This window comes from Robiginitalea aurantiaca, from assembly GCF_030380815.1.
In the GTDB taxonomy this organism is placed as follows: Bacteria; Bacteroidota; Bacteroidia; order Flavobacteriales; family Flavobacteriaceae; genus Robiginitalea; species Robiginitalea aurantiaca.
In genome coordinates this window covers 71,503-90,585 of the sequence record NZ_JAUDUY010000005.1, presented here as the reverse complement: position 1 = coordinate 90,585, position 19,083 = coordinate 71,503, and the positions used below count along the sequence as shown (strand labels likewise).

Annotated in this window: 22 protein-coding genes; 14 read left to right on the top strand and 8 right to left on the bottom strand. The window is 47.8% G+C overall.

Translation table 11 applies throughout. The annotated features are described in order from the left end of the window. Window positions 1-204: 204 nt before the first annotated feature. The 11 genes from udk (at window position 205) to QU605_RS11315 (ending at window position 10,561) form a co-directional block, all read left to right on the top strand. Window positions 205-816 carry a uridine kinase gene (gene udk / locus QU605_RS11365; protein WP_289725485.1) on the top strand — a complete coding sequence of 204 codons (612 nt, stop codon included), beginning with the start codon at window positions 205-207 and terminating at the stop codon, window positions 814-816. Beyond that, window positions 813-1,154 carry an FtsB family cell division protein gene (locus QU605_RS11360; RefSeq protein WP_289725433.1) on the top strand — a complete coding sequence of 114 codons (342 nt, stop codon included), beginning with the start codon at window positions 813-815 and terminating at the stop codon, window positions 1,152-1,154. The genes udk and QU605_RS11360 overlap by 4 nt, the downstream gene beginning before the upstream one ends. After that, window positions 1,138-2,511 (top strand): methylmalonyl-CoA mutase subunit beta, encoded by a 1,374-nt coding sequence (locus QU605_RS11355; RefSeq protein ID WP_289725432.1) that lies wholly within the window; start codon window positions 1,138-1,140, stop codon window positions 2,509-2,511. Before QU605_RS11360 ends, QU605_RS11355 begins: the two co-directional genes overlap by 17 nt. Then, window positions 2,498-4,654, top strand: coding sequence for a methylmalonyl-CoA mutase (gene scpA / locus QU605_RS11350; RefSeq protein WP_289725431.1), 2,157 nt, complete (start codon window positions 2,498-2,500; stop codon window positions 4,652-4,654). The genes QU605_RS11355 and scpA overlap by 14 nt, the downstream gene beginning before the upstream one ends. A gap of 171 nt (window positions 4,655-4,825) precedes the next feature. After that, window positions 4,826-5,599 carry a ParA family protein gene (locus tag QU605_RS11345; protein ID WP_289725430.1) on the top strand — a complete coding sequence of 258 codons (774 nt, stop codon included), beginning with the start codon at window positions 4,826-4,828 and terminating at the stop codon, window positions 5,597-5,599. Next, entirely contained in the window at window positions 5,599-6,507 is a 909-nt protein-coding gene (locus QU605_RS11340; protein WP_289725429.1) for a ParB/RepB/Spo0J family partition protein, read from the top strand. The genes QU605_RS11345 and QU605_RS11340 overlap by 1 nt, the downstream gene beginning before the upstream one ends. Continuing rightward, window positions 6,500-7,141 (top strand): DUF5683 domain-containing protein, encoded by a 642-nt coding sequence (locus QU605_RS11335; RefSeq protein WP_289725428.1) that lies wholly within the window; start codon window positions 6,500-6,502, stop codon window positions 7,139-7,141. Before QU605_RS11340 ends, QU605_RS11335 begins: the two co-directional genes overlap by 8 nt. A gap of 5 nt (window positions 7,142-7,146) precedes the next feature. Then, the gene (gene dapB / locus QU605_RS11330; RefSeq protein WP_289725427.1) at window positions 7,147-7,848 is read left to right on the top strand and encodes a 4-hydroxy-tetrahydrodipicolinate reductase; all 702 of its coding nucleotides are present in this window, start codon (window positions 7,147-7,149) and stop codon (window positions 7,846-7,848) included. A 51-nt stretch (window positions 7,849-7,899) separates the two neighbouring features. Continuing rightward, window positions 7,900-9,612, top strand: a complete 1,713-nt coding sequence (gene lepB, locus QU605_RS11325) for a signal peptidase I (protein ID WP_289725426.1) — start codon at window positions 7,900-7,902, stop codon at window positions 9,610-9,612. 6 nt (window positions 9,613-9,618) lie between these two features. Further along, complete coding sequence (locus QU605_RS11320; RefSeq protein ID WP_289725425.1) at window positions 9,619-10,248, top strand: WbqC family protein; 630 nt, start codon at window positions 9,619-9,621, stop codon at window positions 10,246-10,248. Beyond that, the gene (locus tag QU605_RS11315; protein WP_289725424.1) at window positions 10,241-10,561 is read left to right on the top strand and encodes a DUF6122 family protein; all 321 of its coding nucleotides are present in this window, start codon (window positions 10,241-10,243) and stop codon (window positions 10,559-10,561) included. The genes QU605_RS11320 and QU605_RS11315 overlap by 8 nt, the downstream gene beginning before the upstream one ends. Here the strand turns inward: QU605_RS11315 and QU605_RS11310 are convergent. The 7 genes from QU605_RS11310 to QU605_RS11280 are packed head-to-tail and all read right to left on the bottom strand — an operon-like array spanning window position 10,541 to window position 16,682. Continuing rightward, a complete protein-coding gene (locus tag QU605_RS11310; RefSeq protein ID WP_289725423.1) occupies window positions 10,541-11,560 on the bottom strand; it encodes an endonuclease/exonuclease/phosphatase family protein in 1,020 nt (339 codons plus the stop codon). The genes QU605_RS11315 and QU605_RS11310 overlap by 21 nt on opposite strands. Before the next feature lie 9 nt (window positions 11,561-11,569). Next, complete coding sequence (locus tag QU605_RS11305; protein WP_289725422.1) at window positions 11,570-12,439, bottom strand: rhomboid family protein; 870 nt, start codon at window positions 12,437-12,439, stop codon at window positions 11,570-11,572. Next, the gene (locus QU605_RS11300) at window positions 12,440-13,186 is read right to left on the bottom strand and encodes a rhomboid family intramembrane serine protease (RefSeq protein WP_289725421.1); all 747 of its coding nucleotides are present in this window, start codon (window positions 13,184-13,186) and stop codon (window positions 12,440-12,442) included. It abuts the gene before it with no gap. Beyond that, window positions 13,187-15,037 carry a DNA mismatch repair endonuclease MutL gene (gene mutL, locus QU605_RS11295; RefSeq protein ID WP_289725420.1) on the bottom strand — a complete coding sequence of 617 codons (1,851 nt, stop codon included), beginning with the start codon at window positions 15,035-15,037 and terminating at the stop codon, window positions 13,187-13,189. Further along, window positions 15,021-15,395 (bottom strand): riboflavin synthase subunit beta, encoded by a 375-nt coding sequence (locus tag QU605_RS11290; protein WP_353655887.1) that lies wholly within the window; start codon window positions 15,393-15,395, stop codon window positions 15,021-15,023. Before QU605_RS11290 ends, mutL begins: the two co-directional genes overlap by 17 nt. 43 nt (window positions 15,396-15,438) lie before the next feature. After that, on the bottom strand, window positions 15,439-15,915 hold the full coding sequence (gene ribH, locus QU605_RS11285; protein WP_289725419.1) for a 6,7-dimethyl-8-ribityllumazine synthase: 477 nt from the start codon (window positions 15,913-15,915) through the stop codon (window positions 15,439-15,441). Then, window positions 15,915-16,682, bottom strand: coding sequence for a tetratricopeptide repeat protein (locus QU605_RS11280; RefSeq protein WP_289725418.1), 768 nt, complete (start codon window positions 16,680-16,682; stop codon window positions 15,915-15,917). Before QU605_RS11280 ends, ribH begins: the two co-directional genes overlap by 1 nt. Window positions 16,683-16,799: 117 nt before the next feature. Between QU605_RS11280 and recF the strand changes: the two genes are divergently transcribed. From recF to QU605_RS11265, 3 genes are read left to right on the top strand one after another with little or no spacing between them, the layout of a single operon-like run. Beyond that, entirely contained in the window at window positions 16,800-17,879 is a 1,080-nt protein-coding gene (gene recF / locus QU605_RS11275; RefSeq protein ID WP_289725417.1) for a DNA replication/repair protein RecF, read from the top strand. Continuing rightward, window positions 17,860-18,306 carry a hypothetical protein gene (locus QU605_RS11270; RefSeq protein ID WP_289725416.1) on the top strand — a complete coding sequence of 149 codons (447 nt, stop codon included), beginning with the start codon at window positions 17,860-17,862 and terminating at the stop codon, window positions 18,304-18,306. The genes recF and QU605_RS11270 overlap by 20 nt, the downstream gene beginning before the upstream one ends. Next, on the top strand, window positions 18,296-18,589 hold the full coding sequence (locus QU605_RS11265) for a DciA family protein (protein WP_289725415.1): 294 nt from the start codon (window positions 18,296-18,298) through the stop codon (window positions 18,587-18,589). Before QU605_RS11270 ends, QU605_RS11265 begins: the two co-directional genes overlap by 11 nt. Window positions 18,590-18,640: 51 nt before the next feature. On the opposite strand, the gene QU605_RS11260 is transcribed toward QU605_RS11265, so the two are convergent. Further along, window positions 18,641-19,063, bottom strand: a complete 423-nt coding sequence (locus QU605_RS11260) for a nucleoside-diphosphate kinase (protein WP_289725414.1) — start codon at window positions 19,061-19,063, stop codon at window positions 18,641-18,643. Window positions 19,064-19,083 lie beyond the last annotated feature (20 nt).

The following is a 19,083-nucleotide window of genomic DNA, read 5'->3' as shown; positions in this document are numbered from 1 at the left end:
AAATTCAGCCATATAATTTTCATGAGAGCATGCGGGTTTGAAAAGTGGCAAACCTGAAATTCACCACTTCAAAACTATAAATCTGCACGAGTTCTAACTATGAGTATTATCATTTGAATCGATTAAAATCCTCACGAGATTCGCCGAAGAAGTCTCGATATGGCTTAAACTAAATTCCTATTTTTGAGACAAATTTCAATTTCCATGGTAACTATTGGAATTGCGGGAGGAACGGGATGTGGAAAAACGACTGTGGTCAATCAGATCATAGAAGAGCTCCCCCCTGATGAAGTTGGAATTTTATCTCAGGATTCCTACTACAAGGATCTGTCCGGAATGAGTTACGAAGAGCGGTGTCAGATTAATTTTGACCACCCCAGCACTATTGATTTCGATCTTCTGGAAGCCCATCTGAAAGCGCTTAAATCAGGGAGGCCTGTTGAGCAACCGATCTACTCTTTTTCCGAGCATAACCGGACGGGGGAGACCATACTGACCCCGCCCCGGAAAGTAATGATCATTGAAGGGATACTGATTATGACGCAACCCGAAATCAGGGATCTCTGCGATATTAAAATTTTTGTGCATGCAGATTCGGATGAGCGGCTGATCCGTAGGTTAAAAAGGGATATTACGGAACGCAATCGCAGTATTTCCGAGGTGCTGGATCGTTATCAGCATACGCTCAAGCCCATGCACGAGCAATTTATTGAACCTACCAAGGAGTTTGCGGACATCATTATTCCTAACAACAAATACAATACGGTAGCCGTAGACATTGTTCGCACCATTATATCCGAAAAACTGACTCAATGAGCTGGAAAGATTTCAGAAAAAAGCGATGGTTTGGGATCGTAAGCAATATTTACGTTCTGGTGCTTACCATCTTTGCCATTTGGATGCTTTTTTTTGACACCAATTCCCTGCTGATTCACCGGGAACTTCGCAAAGAAATCAATAAACTGGAGAAGCAACAGGAATTTTTGAAGGAGGAGATCTCCAAGGATAAGGCGATAATTGAAAAACTTTCAGATCCCAAGGAACTCGAGAAATTTGCACGGGAGCAGTATTATCTGAAAAGAAAAAATGAAGAGATATTTCTAATCGAATACGAAGACAGTATAAAGCCAGACCCGGATGAAGAATCCAATTGATTTTAAAGACTTCCCTCCAATTTCAGACAAAGCCTGGAAACAACAGATTCAGGCGGATCTCAAAGGAGGGGATTACAACGAACTACTCACCTGGACCTCTCCCGAGGGAATTGTCGTAAAACCTTTTTACACCGAAGCGGACATTCCTGAGGCGGGCGAAGGAAAATCCGAACCTGGGGCTGGAGGCTGGAAAATCGGATACGCGTTTAACCTGGGTTCTGAAAAGGCCCGTGATCTGGTCGGTACTAACCTGGAAAACGGTGTCGAAGCGCTGTTAGTCCGGGTCCCTTATGAGGAACTGGAAAAATTGGGTGAAATCAAATCGGTACCTGTACCCCAATTCTGGGATCTCCCCGGTTCTGATCAGAAGCTCCTCAATGGGCTGAAGAAGGTTGCGCACCCTAAGGCTGAATGCCTTCTCGATCCGATCCATACCCTGGTTACATCCGGAAACTGGGTCGTAAACAAGGAGATGGATTTAGAGGTTTTAGGATCATTTGCGTCGGCAAATGAATTAAATACATGCCTTGCCATCCATATGGACCGCTACCAAAACGCGGGTGCCACCCGGGTACAGGAATTAGCCTACGCCCTTGCACACGGGCATGAGTATCTCCTTAGAAGCGTTGACGATCAGCGACTCAAACCCCTTCTTGAAGCGCCTGTTTTTCTAGTTTCCATGGGCAATGAATACTTTTTTGAAATCGCAAAACTACGGGCCCTGAGAAAGCTTTGGGAACTGCTGGCCCAGGAATACGGGTATTCGGGAAAATGTAAAATTATCGCACGTCCTTCGCTGCGCAATAAAACACTCTACGACTACAACACCAATATGCTGCGGACCACTACAGAATGTATGTCCGCGATCCTGGGGGGCGCTGATGTAATTTGCAACCTCCCTTACGATACGCTCTACCATTACCCCAATGATTTCGCGTCACGCATCAGTCGCAATCAGCTGCTGTTATTGAAGCATGAAAGTTATTTCGACAGTGTTTCCAACCCGGCTGACGGGAGCTATTATATTGAATCCTTGACGGATCAGCTCGGGCAGAAAGCCCTTGAGGTGTTTAAATCCATTGAAAAAGGCGGAGGGTTTCTTTCTCAACTCCGGGAACACACCATTCAGAAGAAAATTGAAGAGAGTGCCCTAAAGGAACAGAAAGCTTTTGACGCGGGTAAGCGGGTTCTTGTTGGATCCAATAAATATTCCAATAGCGATGACCACATGGCGGAAACCCTGGAGAAAAACCCCTTCAGACCTTTTAGGAAGGTACAGACACAGATCGCTCCAATCCTGGCAAAACGACTATCTGAAGCCAGCGAACGCAAAAGACTTGAAGATGAAAAGATCTAAAGCACTGAATATTCAGTGGACCCCTTCGACCCCTGGGAATTCCAGTTCTGCTAAGGCTAATGGAAATCTGAAAACGGCTGAGGGGATACATCTGAAACGCAACTATTCCCACGAAGACCTCAGCGGTTTAGAACACCTCGAGTTCGGCGCAGGCATTCCTCCTTATTTACGGGGGCCTTACAGCACCATGTATGTCAGGCGTCCTTGGACCATCCGCCAGTATGCCGGGTTTTCAACGGCCGAAGAGAGCAATGCCTTTTACAAACGAAATCTCGCCGCAGGTCAGAAAGGCCTTTCTGTAGCCTTCGATCTCCCCACCCACAGGGGGTACGACAGTGACCATGAACGCGTAAGGGGTGATGTTGGGAAAGCCGGGGTGGCCATTGACACCGTAGCGGACATGAAACTCCTTTTTGATGATATCCCCCTGGATAAAATGTCTGTTTCCATGACGATGAATGGTGCCGTAATCCCCATTATGGCCTTCTACATTGTCGCCGCTGAGGAACAGGGGGTTGCTGCAGATCAACTTACCGGAACCATACAGAACGACATCCTCAAAGAATTTATGGTGCGCAACACCTATATCTATCCCCCTGCCCCATCCATGCAGATCGTTGCCGATATTTTTGAGTACACGAGCCGGCATATGCCGCGGTTTAACAGCATCAGTATTTCCGGTTACCACATGCACGAAGCGGGAGCCCCGGCACATATTGAGCTTGCCTATACCCTTGCCGATGGTCTGGAATACATCCGGACAGGTCTTAAAGCGGGGTTGAAAATCGACGCCTTTGCCCCAAGGCTTTCTTTTTTCTGGGGTATTGGCATGAACCATTTTATGGAAATTGCCAAATTAAGGGCCGGAAGGTTGCTTTGGGCGAAACTGGTCAGGAGTTTCGACCCGGAATTGTCCAAATCCATGGCGCTTCGCACACATTGCCAGACCAGCGGTTGGAGTCTTACCGAGCAGGATCCCTTTAACAATGTTGCCCGAACCATGATCGAAGCTTCTGCAGCTGCCTTCGGCGGAACCCAGAGCCTGCATACCAATGCGCTGGATGAAGCCATTGCTTTGCCCACAGATTTTTCAGCCCGGATTGCGAGGAATACCCAGTTAATCCTGCAGGAGGAAACCGGAATAACCCGCACTGTGGATCCCTGGGGCGGCAGTTATTACGTGGAGAGTCTTACGGCCGAGCTTTGCGAAAAGGCCTGGGAACTTATAGAGGAGACGGAATCCTATGGCGGGATGACACGGGCGATAGAAGCCGGCATCCCCAAATTGCGCATAGAGGAAGCGGCTGCCCGCAAACAGGCTCGAATCGATGGAGGTCAGGATCTGATTATAGGATTAAATACCTACCAGAGTCCGGAGGAGGACTTCCTGAACATTCTGGAAGTAGATAATTCTAAAGTGCGACAGCAGCAAGTAGACCGTCTGGAAGAAATTAGAAGCAACAGGGATGCCCAAAAAGTACAGCGGGCCCTTGATCGCCTTGCACTGGCCGCTGCCAAAAAGAAAGCCGGGAAGGCCACAGGACCGGATGAAAATTTATTAGCTTTGGCTGTAGAAGCCGCCAGGCACAGAGCCAGTCTGGGCGAAATCAGCCAGGCGATGGAAACCGCATTTGGCAGACATAAGGCTCAGGTACAATCAATTTCAGGAGTGTATTCAGACGAAATCAAAAAAGATGAATCTTTTGCAAAAGCGCGGGAACTCTCCGACGCTTTTGCCATTAAGGAAGGGCGCAGGCCCCGGATCATGATCGCAAAGATGGGTCAGGATGGACACGACCGGGGTGCTAAGGTAGTGGCTACCGCCTACGCCGATCTCGGATTTGATGTGGATATCGGCCCGCTGTTTCAAACTCCGGAAGAGGCCGCCAAGCAGGCGGTGGAAAACGATGTACATATCCTTGGGGTTTCCTCCCTTGCCGCCGGGCATAAGACCTTAGTTCCTGAGGTAATAAACGCCCTCAAAGTGCTCGGCAGGGACGATATTCTCGTAATTGTGGGAGGTGTAATTCCCAAGCCGGATTACGATTTCCTCTATGAGTCGGGGGTTGTAGGAGTTTTCGGACCCGGAACACGGATTCCGGATGCGGCCATCGAAATCCTGGAATTGCTTACAAGCACCTGAATCCGTGTCCAATAGCGGATGTGGCCCCGGCCTGATCCCATAAGGCGAAAGGGTACCTTATAAGGTCAATTAACCGCATTTAAAGGCAGAGTTATTCACCTTGTGTTAACAAGTTCCGCTTTCTTCAACGGCAAATAATCGTATTTTTAACCCCTAACTTTTTTGGCACCTATGGGTAAGATAATTGCGATTGCGAACCAGAAAGGGGGCGTTGGGAAAACGACTACTACAGTTAATCTCGCTGCCGCTTTGGGGGTATTGGAGAAAAAAGTGCTGGTAATCGATGCCGATCCGCAGGCCAATGCGACCTCTGGACTTGGGATTGATGCAGATGCCCATTCTGCGGGGAGTTATCAACTTCTTGAACACACGCTGTCGGCAGCTGAAACGATAATCGAAACCAGTTCTCCTAACGTCGATCTGATTCCGGCTCATATTGATTTGGTGGCTATTGAAATTGAACTGGTCGATAAGGATGACCGGGAATACATGCTCAAAAGAGCGGTTGCTGAACTCGGGGACCGGTACGAGTACATTCTGATTGACTGCGCACCTTCTCTCGGACTTTTGACCCTGAACGCGCTTACTGCTGCGGATTCGGTAATTATCCCCATCCAATGCGAATACTACGCCCTTGAGGGTCTTGGAAAATTACTGAATACCGTAAAGAGCGTACAGCGGATTCACAACCCGGATCTGGATATCGAGGGAATGTTGCTCACGATGTATGATTCGCGCCTGAGACTTTCGAATCAGGTGGTTGAAGAGGTTAAAAAACACTTTGGCGATATGGTTTTTGAAACGATAATCCAAAGGAACGTCCGCCTGGGCGAAGCTCCCAGTTTCGGGGAGAGCATAATCAAATACGACGCGAGTAGTAAAGGGGCTGCGAATTACCTGAATATGGCCCATGAATTGCTTCAGAAAAACAGACAAACCGTTTAATGGCAAAGGCTACCCGAAAACAGGCACTGGGTCGCGGGCTTTCTGCCCTGCTGAAAGACCCTGAAAATGACATTCAGTCGGCTTCCGATCAGAATGCAGACAAGGTAGTGGGAAGCATCGTGGAGTTGGATTTGGAATCCATTACGGTCAACCCATTTCAACCCCGGTCTAATTTTGACGATGAGTCTCTGAACGAACTGGCGGATTCTATCAGGCAATTAGGCCTTATTCAGCCCATCACTGTTCGAAAACTCGGATTTAACTCCTACCAACTCGTTTCCGGGGAAAGGCGCTATCGGGCTTCTAAAAAAATAGGCCTCAAACAGATTCCGGCATATATCCGGATTGCCAACGATCAGGAATCCCTTGAAATGGCCCTGGTTGAAAATATTCAGCGGCAGGATCTGGATCCGGTTGAAATCGCACTTTCTTATCAACGCCTAATAGATGACATTGGTCTTACCCAGGAAAAACTCAGCGAGCGCGTCGGGAAAAAGCGTTCAACCATAACAAATTATTTGAGGCTTCTCAGGCTGGATCCTATTATTCAAACGGGGATGCGGGATGGATTTATCAGTATGGGACATGGCAGGAGTCTGGTCAATGTTGACTCCAGGGAAGACCAGATTTCGATCTATGAACGTATCATCGGTGAAAATCTTTCCGTACGCGAAACGGAGTCCCTGGTCCGGAATTATCACCACCCTGGCGAAAAGGTTCAAAAGGGAAGTACTTCCAAAAAAGCGGGAATTCCTGATTTTGCTGCCGAAGGCATGGAAGCCCTTAGGGAATACCTGGATACCGATGTAAAATTGGCAGTTACTAAAGATGGTAAAGGGAGGATTAGCATCCCCTTCAAAAATGCGGCCGATTTCATTAAACTCAAAAAACGCATAACCGGTGCCTAAGCTTCTTCTCGTTCTGGGATTTTTTTGTGCCCTAACCTCCTTGTGGGCCCAGGAAGAAAGTCCTACTGAGCGGGAGATCGATTCGATTCAGAACAACATATCGCAGCAGGGCATTACTGTGGAAGAGGTCACTAAAAAACCTGCTAATAATCCCCTGGCGCCAAGTAAGGCAGCCTTTTACTCGGCTGTCGTGCCCGGACTTGGGCAAGCATACAACAAGAGATACTGGAAAATCCCCATAGTTTGGGGTGCTATTGGTACCGGAGTCTACGCTTATATGTACAACGACGATCTGTACGACAGGACCCGAACGGCATTCAAACGCCGGTTGGCAGGATTTACGGATGACGAATTTTACGACGTGAACCCGGATGATGATTTTGTTCCCACAACTCCGGATTTTTCCACCGAAGCACTCCAGGATGCCCAGGAACGGTATCAGCGCGACAGGGATTTGGCCCTTCTCATTACCATTGCACTATACGCCCTTAATATTATAGATGCCAACGTGGATGCCCACCTTAAGCAATACAACGTAAGCGAAGACCTCAGTTTGCATTTTGAACCCTATCTCGGTACGCATCCCATAAACACCGATGCAAGCTATGGTTTAGGACTCGCAATTCGATTTTAACAGCTATGAGAATTGTTTTGTTTGGATATGGGACCATGGGTAAGATGATCGACAGGATTGCCACAGCCCGAAACCACAAGATTGTCTCCCGAATAGACACCCCTGGGGATATTCCCCCATTTGGAGAACTGGATGTGGCCATTGACTTCAGCACCCCGGATTCCGCTTTGGGTAATATAAGTGCATGCCTGGAAAACGGAGTTCCCGTAGTATCGGGGACCACCGGTTGGCTCGATGGCTTTCCCAAAGCCGAACTCCTTTGTAGGCAGCAAAACGGGGCATTTTTATACGCATCCAATTTTAGTTTGGGGGTGAACTTGTTTTTTGAGCTCAATGCCCATCTGGCACGGATGATGTCCGGGTTTCCGGACTACGCCCCCACGATGACTGAGATACACCATACCCGGAAACTGGACGCCCCCAGTGGGACGGCTATTACGCTTGCAGAAGGAATAATCGAGAATAGCACCTATACGGCCTGGGATTCAGAGCGCTCCTCATCGGAAACAATTCCCATCACCTCTGAACGCATCGGGGATACCCCTGGAACGCACCGCATTGCCTATGATTCCGAAGTGGACCGGATTGAGATACAGCACACCGCCCATAACCGTGAAGGATTTGCACTTGGGGCCGTTCTTGCAGCCGAATGGCTGATCGGGAAAAAAGGTGTTTTTGGTATGAGAGACGTGTTAAACCTCCGTTAAATAGAATGTAATTTCGCCATCAGCTGGCTTTCTTTGACTTAAAAGGTACGTATGAATTACACACAGTGGCTACTTTTTTTCCTGATCATTCAAATCATCCACTTCCTGGGAACCTGGAAATTATATGTTAAAGCAGGGCGTAAAGCCTGGGAAGCCGCCGTTCCCGTATACAATGCCATTATCCTGATGAAAATTATCCGCAGACCCGCCTGGTGGGTGGTTTTGCTCTTTATCCCCATTATTAATCTGCTCATGTTTCCGGTCATATGGGTGGAAACCATCCGTAGTTTCGGTCGGAATCGACTTATGGAGACCTGGTTGGTCATCCTTACCCTCGGGTTCTATATCTATTATGTCAACTATGCGCTGGATGTGCAATATATCACCGACCGTGACCTGCATCCCAAATCAGCCTCGGGGGAATGGGTCAGCTCCATTGTCTTTGCCATTGTAGCTGCCACCCTTGTCCACACGTACTTTATTCAACCTTATGTGATCCCTACCGGGTCCCTTGAGCGCACACTCAGGGTTGGCGACCTGCTTTTTGTAAGCAAATTCCACTTCGGCGCCCGTGTCCCCATGACGACCGTTGCGGCCCCAATGGTACACGATACCCTGCCGGTTCTCCATACCCGTTCGTATCTTAAAAAACCCCAGCTGCCCTATATGCGACTTCCTGGATTTCAGAAAGTCTCGCGTACGGATCTCGTGGTCTTCAGCTGGCCGGCAGATACGGTTCGACAATTCTTTAAAGCCGAGGCCGGGGTAAAGAAACCCATAGATAAAAAATCGAACTACGTCAAGCGCTGCGTTGGTGTTCCCGGTGATTCCCTGGAAGTTCGGGATGGATATGTATTTATCAATGGGAAACAACTCGAATTACCCGGCCGGGCAAAACCGATGTACGATTACAGGGTCTACAGTCAAAAAGGCGTTTCCTCAAGGGTCCTGGATCAGGCAGGGGTATCCGACTTTACCCGAACCTATGTAACAGCACCTCTTAACCGTTCCCAGTTCCAAATACTCAGCACTGCGAATCTCATGGGAGCTCAATCCAGGGAAGATGGACAAATAGAACTGATGACAGGTCCAAACGGACTCTCTCTCGAAATCATTCGGAAGGCGGGAATTTCTTCCATCAAAGAGGTTACCCCTAGGGAGCGTGTGACCACCATGACCGCAGATATGGTCAGGGAACTTGAGAAAATATCGGCCATCGATTCCGTGGTTCGAATCCTGGAAACCCCCGGTGTAGCGGGGTACAATATTTTTCCTCAGGACCAGAGATACCCCTGGAATTACGATCAATTGGGACCCATATACATCCCCTCCAAGGGAGATGAAATAGCCCTTACCCCTGAGACGTTTCCCCTGTACCGGAAAATCATCCGGGACTATGAGGGGAATACGGCATCGGTTTCGGGAAATCAGGTACTCATCAATGGTTCGCCTGCAAGTAGCTATACCTTTAAACAGGACTATTACTGGATGATGGGAGATAACCGCGATCATTCTGAAGACAGCCGGGCCTGGGGTTATGTTCCCGAAGATCACATCGTCGGTAAGCCTGTTTTTATATGGATGAGCTTCGATAATTTTAAGGAAGGAATAGCCAATTGGAGACCCCGCTGGAATCGTATTTTTACTACAGTGGGGGGGGATGGTGAACCAAGGTCTTATTTCAAATATTTCCTCCTGTTGCTCATCGGGTATTTTGTATTTGATTTCTTCAGAAAACGTAAACGGAAGCAACCAAAGAGCTAAGCATCCATGGCATTGTTGCTCCATCCGGGTTATTTTCCCAATTGCCTTACGATGGCCGTAGTGGCACAGCATCAGGTGATTTGGGAAGTCTGGGATAATTTCCAGAAACAGACTTATAGAAACCGATGCTATATCGCAACGGACCAGGGGGCCCTTATGCTGAACATTCCTATTGTCCACGTAGGCGGGTCTACAGGAAGACAGCTCTACAGGGACGTGCGTATCGAGAACACCTATCCGTGGCAGCGACAGCACTGGAGGAGCCTGGCTACTGCCTACAGATCCGCTCCCTTTTTTGAATTCTACGAAGAGGACTTTATGCCGATTTTCGAAAACTCATTTGGGTTTCTTATGGATTTAAATCTGGAAACCATTACGGTTCTTTGCAGACTCCTGGACCTTCCATTCCCCACCGGTAAAACGACACGTTACCAGACCAAGCCTGAAAATGTTCAGGATGGCCGAAGCTTGATTTGCGCTAAGGAAAAAAACCCAATACCAACACCCGAATATCCACAGGTTTTTCAGGAAAGGCATGGATTTCTGCAAAACCTCAGTACGCTGGACCTGTTATTTAATGAAGGTCCGGCTGCAAAGGCCTATCTGAAGGGTGTCGAATTCCCCTGGAATGCTTAGGGAAATCGTCCATTACGGGATTCATTTTATCCTACCCATTATAGCAGGGATTCTTTTTTATCCGGGCAAACGCCTGAAAGCTACCCTCATCTTGCTTTCCGGCATTATCATTGACCTGGATCACCTGCTCGCCAACCCGGTTTTCGATCCGAACCGATGCAGTATCGGGTTTCATCCGCTCCACGCCCCCTGGGCCATTGTCCTATATGCTACCTTGCTAATTCCTAAATCCACCCGTATTTTCGGGTTGGCGCTGATGATTCATATCCTGGCTGATGCCTCGGATTGCTGGCTACTCTTCAAGGGGTTTTAGGGTAACCTGAATCGGAAGGTGGTCCGAATACCGTATATCAAAATTTGTGTGGTCGAGGACCTCAATCCCCTCAGATACCAGCACGACATCTATCCGGTAAGGCAGCATTTGATTCAGGTAATAGGTAGCACCCCATCCGTTGCCCCTCCGCCGAAAACTGTCAGACATTCCCTTGCTCAACACGCGATACGGTCGGGAGAACGGAGTGGCATTCAGGTCGCCGGCAAGGATAACCGGATAGGGAGAAGCCTTTATGTGATCCCTTACGATTGCAGCCTGTTCCCTGTGCTTTAAGGCGACTTTATTCAGCCGGTTGAAAAAACTCCGTCCCTTATTGGCAAACAGGAAACTCCGTGACGGAATCTGATAGGATTGCAGGTGTATATTGTAAATCCGTAGCGTATCCCCTCCCCTGAGGATATCCGCAAAAATGGCGCTGTTTCCCGAATTCGGGAATAAGATCAAATCTGAATTGATAATTGGAAATTTTGAAAAGATAGCCTGTGGGCTTTTGCCCGATGTGGCCGGGGTAACCAACCTGTATGCGAATCGCTTAAAGGGAGGGAGATAGGTTCGGTTGAACTCCTGAATGCAGATGATATCCGGGTCCTTATCTTCCAGGAAAGCTACAATATGGTCACCTGCATTCCGGGGTTCATAGTATCCCCTGGCATTAAACCCTCGTGTGTTGTAGGAAATCAGGGTGAAACTGTCCTCTGATTCCTCAGCCCTGTTTAAGCTGAAACCGTATACCGATCCGAAACTCAGCAACGAGATGACCAAAGCAGAGAAAGGCCACCAGAAAACCCTGGTTTTCATTGGAAACGTAAGCAGCAGATAAAGCAGGTTAGCCAGCATAAGCCAGGGAACGGCAATACTCATGGCGTCGAGGATGGGAAAAAAGGGAAGGGGAAGAAAATAGTGGATGCAGGCGAGGATAAGCGTTCCCGAGAGCAGCACACCAACCCAGAATAAAAACCGCTTTATCAATGCCCGCATACCCGATATTTAATCGTCTTCCTTGCCCGCCTTAAAGAGGAAGTCTTTTTCAGATTTGGTCAGGCTGTCGTATCCGGACTTGCTTATTTTATCCAGAATACCATCGATCTTGCGTTGACGGGTTTCACGGTTGTAGTCTACAGGTCGGGTTGGGCTGTTCTGCCGCTTGCGATACACGGTCTTCATGGGGGCTTTCTTTTTTTCGAACATACTTCCGATTTGATCGAGCAATTTTGAAAAACCGGCCCCCAGGTCTTTGCCTTCATGAGACTTCCTGGCATACAAGTACCCCAGCAATGCACCGCCGAGATGGGCAATATGGCCACCGGGATTTTCAACTGGGATCATAACAAGGTCCAGGAGCACCAGAAATGCACCGATATACCAAAGCTTTAAGTTAAAAAAGAAGACCCTTACCTCCTGCTGGGGGATGTAGGTGCAAACGTAAATAAGGACAGCCATAACCCCGGCAGAAGCCCCGATAAGCGGGGACTGGCTGTTATAGAATGCCGGAAAAAGATTGTATGCCAGTAAAAATAAAGCCCCTCCGGAAATGACGCCCAGAAAATACACATTGATAAAACGTCTGGATCCAAAATAGTTAAAGAATATCCGGGCGGCATAATAAAGCAGGAGCATATTGAAAAAAATATGCCAAATCCCTCCATGCAGAAAGGAATAGGTTACAATAGACCAGGGCTGGGACACAAAATCCAGAAAGCCTTTAGGTAATTCAAACCAGCGCCCCAGGGCCCAGGGCTCCAGCTGCAGCAAAAAAGTCAACAACCGCACAACAAGAAAAACTGCTGCATTTACCACAATTAGCTTTTCAGCTATATTGAGCCTGGCAAACTGATATTTAAGATTAGTATTACTCATTTATGAATCCCAGCGATTTTTGTTGAATTGAGTTTTTTTCCAGTACCACATCATCAGGAAACCAAACAGGGCTCCCCCCACGTGCGCAAAATGCGCGATCCCATTTCCAAAAATCGAATACCCGGTAACCCCGGAAAATAAATCCAGGCCAATCAGTACCGGTATAAAGTATTTCGCTTTTATGGGAACGGGCAAAAATATCAAAAATAGTTCGCTGTTCGGGAACAACATGCCAAAAGCGACAAGGATTCCATATATAGCTCCGGACGCCCCTACTGCAGGAGTCATAAAGGAGCTGAGCATCGATTCCACCTCGCCCCGGGGGGCCACTTGCATCCATCCCTCATTGTATTTCCCTTCGATAAGCAGGCTGAGAACATCCGATTCGGGCACCCCGGCTGCAGCAAGGGCTTGTAACCCCTGACTTACGTGGTAATAATTTACCCCTGTATGGATCAATGCCGCACCGAGACCTGCCGAAAAGTAAAAAAACAGAAACTTCTTGGTACCCCACATTCGTTCCAATGGGGTGCCGAAAGCCCAGAGCGCATACATATTAAAAGCCAGGTGCATCAGTCCGCCGTGCATAAACATATGAGAGACGATTTGCCAGGCGGAGAAGTTGGGATTCTGGGGGTACCAGAGTGAAAACAACTGGTAAAACAGGTCGCTGTACAAGGCTGTCCCAATAAAAAACAGCCCGTTAATTACCAGTAAATGCTTGATGCCATCAGTGATTCTACCCATTTAATGGAGTTTTTTTTCGAGTTCATCCACCCCAAAGGTGGCGTATATTTTTTTATTAAACGGACTGCGCTCCGATTCCTTACAGGCGAACAAATCGTCGATAAGTGCCTGCCTCGAGGTTGTGTCGAGGGTTCGGCCCGGTCGTATTGAAAGGGCTCTTGATAGCAAACGCGCCATTCGGTCGGCCTCTGAATAGCCCTCAGACCCCAGTTGTTCCTTCCAGTTTGTCAATAGATCTTCCAGAACATTACCCACCTGTGCTTCCGGAATCAGAACAGGAAGTGCACTAATGGTGATGCCCGTTTCCGTTTCAAACTCCATCTGAAAACCCAATGCCTTAAGGGATTCCTGCATTTCTCTGAGTATAGCAAGATCCATGGGGTCAAAGGGCAGGTGAAGCGGAAATAACAATATCTGGGAAGCGGGTTCTTTCTGGGATATATTCTCCAGGAATTGTTCATAGAGCACCCGCTGATGGGCACGTTGCTGATCGATTAGCAAAAGGCCAGATTTTACGCGCGTGAGTATGAATTTTCGATCTACCTGAAAGGAAGTTACCTCAGTGAGGGAATCCAGGGTGTCTTCCTGAAAGAGCGCTTGTGAAGAGGTCTCCGATTCGACCACCCAATGCGATCCTTCTCCTTCCCGGTATTGACCCTCTCCCAGCCCTTCGTAAAGGGCTGTCCAGGAACCTTCTTCCTTTCTCGAATAGGGTTTCCCCTTTAAAGGATTACCGGTACCCTCTGAAAACGGGTTAAAATTACGGTCTACCTCTATTTGGGGGCGCGTTACCTGCTGATTCCTCAAGTTATAGGGAGTTTCCAAATTGGGATCAGAATCAAAATCAAGTACCGGCCGGATATTAAACTGACCCAGGCTGTGCTTAACCGCTGACCTTAGAATCGCATAAACGGTTTGCTCATTTTCAAATTTAATCTCCGTTTTTGTCGGATGAATGTTGATGTCGATGGTATCAGGCGGTACCTCTAGAAAGATGAAATATCCCGGAAGCGTATCCGGGCGAAGTAAACCTTCATAGGCATTCATTATCGCATGGTGCAAATAGGGATTCTTGACGAACCGGTTGTTGACAAAGAAAAATTGCATCCCCCTGCTTTTTTTGGCGTATTCGGGTTTACAGATAAATCCTCCAACCCGAACAACCTGGGTCTCCTCTCCTACAGGCACGAGCTGGTCATTCATGCGGCTGCCAAACAAATTCACAATACGCCTGCGAAGGTTGGACTCCGGAATGTTCAGGAATTGTGCATCGTTATGGGTCATCTTAAAGGATACTTCGGGATGTGCAAGGGCGACCCGCTGGAATTCCTCGAGAACATGCCGGAATTCCACTTTGGATGACTTTAAAAAATTTCGCCTGGCCGGAATATTGAAAAAAAGGTTCTTGACGCTAATGGAAGTACCCTGAGGAATGACCGTTTCCTCAACAGATTCCCGGGTGCCCCCCATCATTTTTAGATGGGTACCCAAATCATCCTTTCCGTTTCGGGTCTGCAGGTCAAGACGGGCAATGGCAGCGATGGATGCCAGGGCTTCCCCTCTAAAGCCCATCGTATGAATTTCAAACAGGTCTTCGGCCTTTCGAATTTTGGAAGTCGCATGCCTGACTACCGACAATTCCGCATCGGCCCTGTTCATGCCTGCCCCGTTATCTACGACCTGTATAAGGGTTTTTCCTCCTTCTTTGACGATGAGTTGAATTTCAGTGCCTCCGGCGTCTATGGCGTTTTCAAGCAATTCTTTGACGACTGACGCCGGTCTCTGAACCACTTCACCTGCCGCGATCTGATTGGCTACATGTTCCGGTAAAAGTTCAATCCGTTCTGACATCGGCAGGGAAAAAAATAGATAAATCAAAGTCGAGAATGTAGAGCACAATCAATACGAGGATTATTATAATAATGAGCATACGCCATCGGTGATTCTGATCTCCTTCCCGTTTTAAATCGGACATGGCATTGCGAAATCGATTTTTAATCCCTCCGGGATGATCCACCGTGGAGCGATATTTGTCGAGTTTATGCCCAATTTTATAAGGGTTGCCCTCGCCCTTATCGTCGTAATACCTCGGTTTGTAGCCGTATTTTTTGTTCTTACGAAGTTTTGAAAACCGTCCCATAGCACCTTTCTCAAAATTACTTAAAAACAAAAGGAGTGCCGAAACCACACTCCCAAAAATTGTTAACACCCATAAGTATTTCCTGGATTCGCTTTTTCAGCCTCCTGTTGGATCAGAGAACAGCCATTTTTAAGGCGGCAATTGCGGCTTCTGCTCCCTTATTGCCATGCCGACCCCCGCTGCGGTCCTTTGCCTGCTGAAAGGTATCATCTGTAAGTACGCAAAAGATAACCGGGACATCGAGCTTCAGGTTGAGGTCCATGATCCCCTGGGCGGTGGCACTACATACAAAATCGAAATGCGCCGTCTCCCCCCTGATAACACTACCAATGGCGATCACTGCGTCCGGAGATTCCTTTTGAATGATTTTGCCGCAACCGTATGCGAGTTCAAAACTTCCGGGCACATCCCAACGGAGGATATTGTCGGGTACTGCGCCACAATCCAATAGGGCTTCATGAGCACCCAGGTAAAGGGCCTCTGTTATTTCGGAATTCCATTCAGAGACCACGATCCCAATGCGCAGGTTTTTCGCATCAGGTACTTTCTCCCTATCGTACTGAGAGAGGTTTTTACCCGCTGTGGCCATCAGTTTCCTGTTTTAGCCATACCAATAAATGCATCCACTCCCGAACCCTGTGCGGATTGCGGGTAGGATTCCTTTATGCGGGTGAAGTGTTTTAGGGCTTTTTCCTTTTGTCCGAGTTCCAGGGCGGTTACCCCGGCTTTCTGGAGGTAAAGGGGAGTTGTAAAGTCATTTGAATCTTCTGCAAGGGCTCTCTCATAATATCGGAGCGCATCCTCGTATTGCTCGAGTTGCACAAAAGCATCCCCAATATTTCCCAGGCTTACCGGGCCGAGCATGGCATCGTCCGTCTTGAAGTCTTCCAGGTACGAAATCGCTTCCTGGTACTGATTCAATTTCATATACGATATCCCAGCGGCATACCGGGCAAGGTTCGCTGCCTTGGTACCCGAATACTCATCTACGATATCCAAAAGGCCGTATTTCCCTTCAGCTCCTTCGAGAGCCAGGGTGTACAAAGAATCTGCCTGTACCCCACTCTGCTGCGCCTGGCTAAAATACTGAAGTGGGTAAAAAAGCTCATTGCTGGCACTTTCTTCACGCGGCTCCTGTATAAATTGCTGGTACCCGAGGTACGCTAAAACAGAAACAGCTACGATCCCGATGATGCCAAGGATGTAGTTTTGATTCCTCGCCACCCACTGCTCCGTCTTGGAAGCACTGGAATCCAGAGTACTAAATACCTCAGCAGTAGTACTGCCATGAACATCGAGTTCATGCTCCTCTGCTTTGTTTTTCGGTTTATACCCCCGCTTTTTGTATGTGGCCATTTTTTGTAATATTGGTCGCGCAAAAATAAAGGTTTTATCTAAAACAGAAAGGTAATTTATTCCTTATTTTTAGATATTTTAAATCGGCCTGATGCCTTGAAAGCCTCCTGAATCCAAATGCACTTAAAGCGTTTATCCTTACTTAATTACAAGAATTTCGAAACGCGGGAATTTGAGTTTGATGCAAAGATTAATTGTCTGGTTGGCTCCAATGGCGTCGGAAAGACCAATGTATTGGATTCAATCTACCACCTGGCGTTCGGTAAAAGTTATTTCAACCCCGTCACCACACAAAATATCCGGCATGGGGAAGAATTTTTTGTCATAGAGGGTTTATTTGAGAAAAAGGATCGGGAAGAGCGCATTGTTTGCAGCTTTAAGAAAGGAGGCAAGAAAGTTCTTAAACGCAATGGTAAGGTGTACGATCGTATTTCGGACCATATTGGCCAGGTTCCCCTGGTGATTGTCTCCCCTTCGGACAGAGACCTGATCCTGGAAGGGAGTGATGTGAGACGCAAGTTTATGGACGGTGTGATTTCCCAGTCAGATAAAGGGTACCTGCAGGATGTGCTCGATTATCAAAAACTGGTCTCCCAGCGGAATGCCCTCTTGAAATTCTTCGCTGCCAATCGGACTTTCGACGCCGACAGCCTGGAAGTGTATAATGATCAGTTACATGCCCTGGGTACGCGTATTTATGAGAAACGGGTGGCTTTTATGGTCGATTTTACCCCGATTTTTGCGGCCCAGTACAAGGTCATTTCAGGCGGAGATGAACCGGTACAACTCAGCTATCAAAGTCAGCTGGATGCGGCTCCCCTCTCGGATTTGTTGCGCGATAATCTCGAGAAAGACAGGGTACTGCAATATACGAGCCAGGGGATTCACAAGGATGACCTGAATATGGAGATAGGTGGACATCCCATCAAGAAATTCGGAAGCCAGGGACAACAAAAATCCTTTCTGATCGCCCTGAAATTTGCGCAGTTTCAATTTATGAAAGCTCAGGTATCGGGAATGCCCGTTTTGCTTCTGGATGATATTTTCGATAAATTAGATGAAGACAGGGTTTCACACATTATAAGCCTGGTTAATCAAGATCATTTCGGACAAATTTTTATCAGTGATACCCATGCCGAACGCACCGAAGCAACCGTTAAGCGAATTCATCAGACCTATGCGCTCATCGCCCTTTAGACCCGTGTTGTCCTTAATCGGCCTGCTCTTTATACTATCCTGTAACAGCGGACCCGCTCCTGAGGACCTAAACTACCTTCAGGGCTACTGGGAAATTCGAAAAGTGGCATTTGAGGACGGTGCAGAAAAAGCATATGCCGTAAACACTACAATTGAGTACTTTCAATGGGATGGGAAGACCGGGTATCGCAAAAAAGTTCAGCCGACCCTGGAGGGGAGATACCTCACTTCGGATGATGCACTGCCTATGGAAGTAAACTGGCGGGAAGAAAGTCTTTTTCTGGAATTTTCTGGTGGAGATTCCCGGTGGGAGGAAGAAGTTCTGCTCCTGGATACCCTGAACCTGACCACCCGCCACAGCAATGGAATCATTTATTCCTATACCCGCCATGAACCCTTTTCACTAAAAGAAACAAATGTCGAATAAGGAGGAAGATCACTCGCTCAATAAGGTCCTCAAGGATTTTATTAAAAACAACCATCTGGAGGACGGCCTGGACCAGGTGCAGGCGGCCGAAGCCTGGAAACGGGTCATGGGACCCGGTGTGTCCAACTACACCCTTAAGGTACGCCTGGATGGGAGCACACTGGTGGTGTATCTGAAGTCCTCAGTACTGAGAGAGGAATTAAGCCTGGGCGCAACCCGTATCAAAGAGATGATGAATGAGGATCTGGGTCGAAAGCTGATCGAAAAGATTCGACTTCAATAAAAAAACCCGGAGCAAATGCCCGGGTTTGTAGGTATCGTATTTTCAGAGGTGTCAGGAGAAAATTTCCCGTCCTGAAAAATGGAATGCACCTTCTATTGAGGCATTCTCATCACTATCTGAACCGTGTACCGCATTCTCTCCAATATCTTTCGCAAAGAGTTTCCTGATGGTACCTTCAGCCGCCTCAGCGGGGTTTGTAGCTCCGATCAGGGCACGAAAATCTTCCACTGCATTTTCCTTTTCAAGGATAGCGGAGACGATAGGTCCACGTGTCATAAAGGTCACCAATTCGTCAAAAAACGGCCGATCTTTGTGAATTGCATAGAATTCCCGGGCGTCACGCCGACTGAGTTGGGTGTATTTCATTGCCACGATTCGAAAACCTGCTGAAGTGATTTTTTCTAGAATCGCTCCGATATGCCCGTTTTCGACCGCGTCGGGTTTGATCATGGTAAAGGTTCTGCTTCCTGCCATTTGTAAAATTTTCGGCAAAA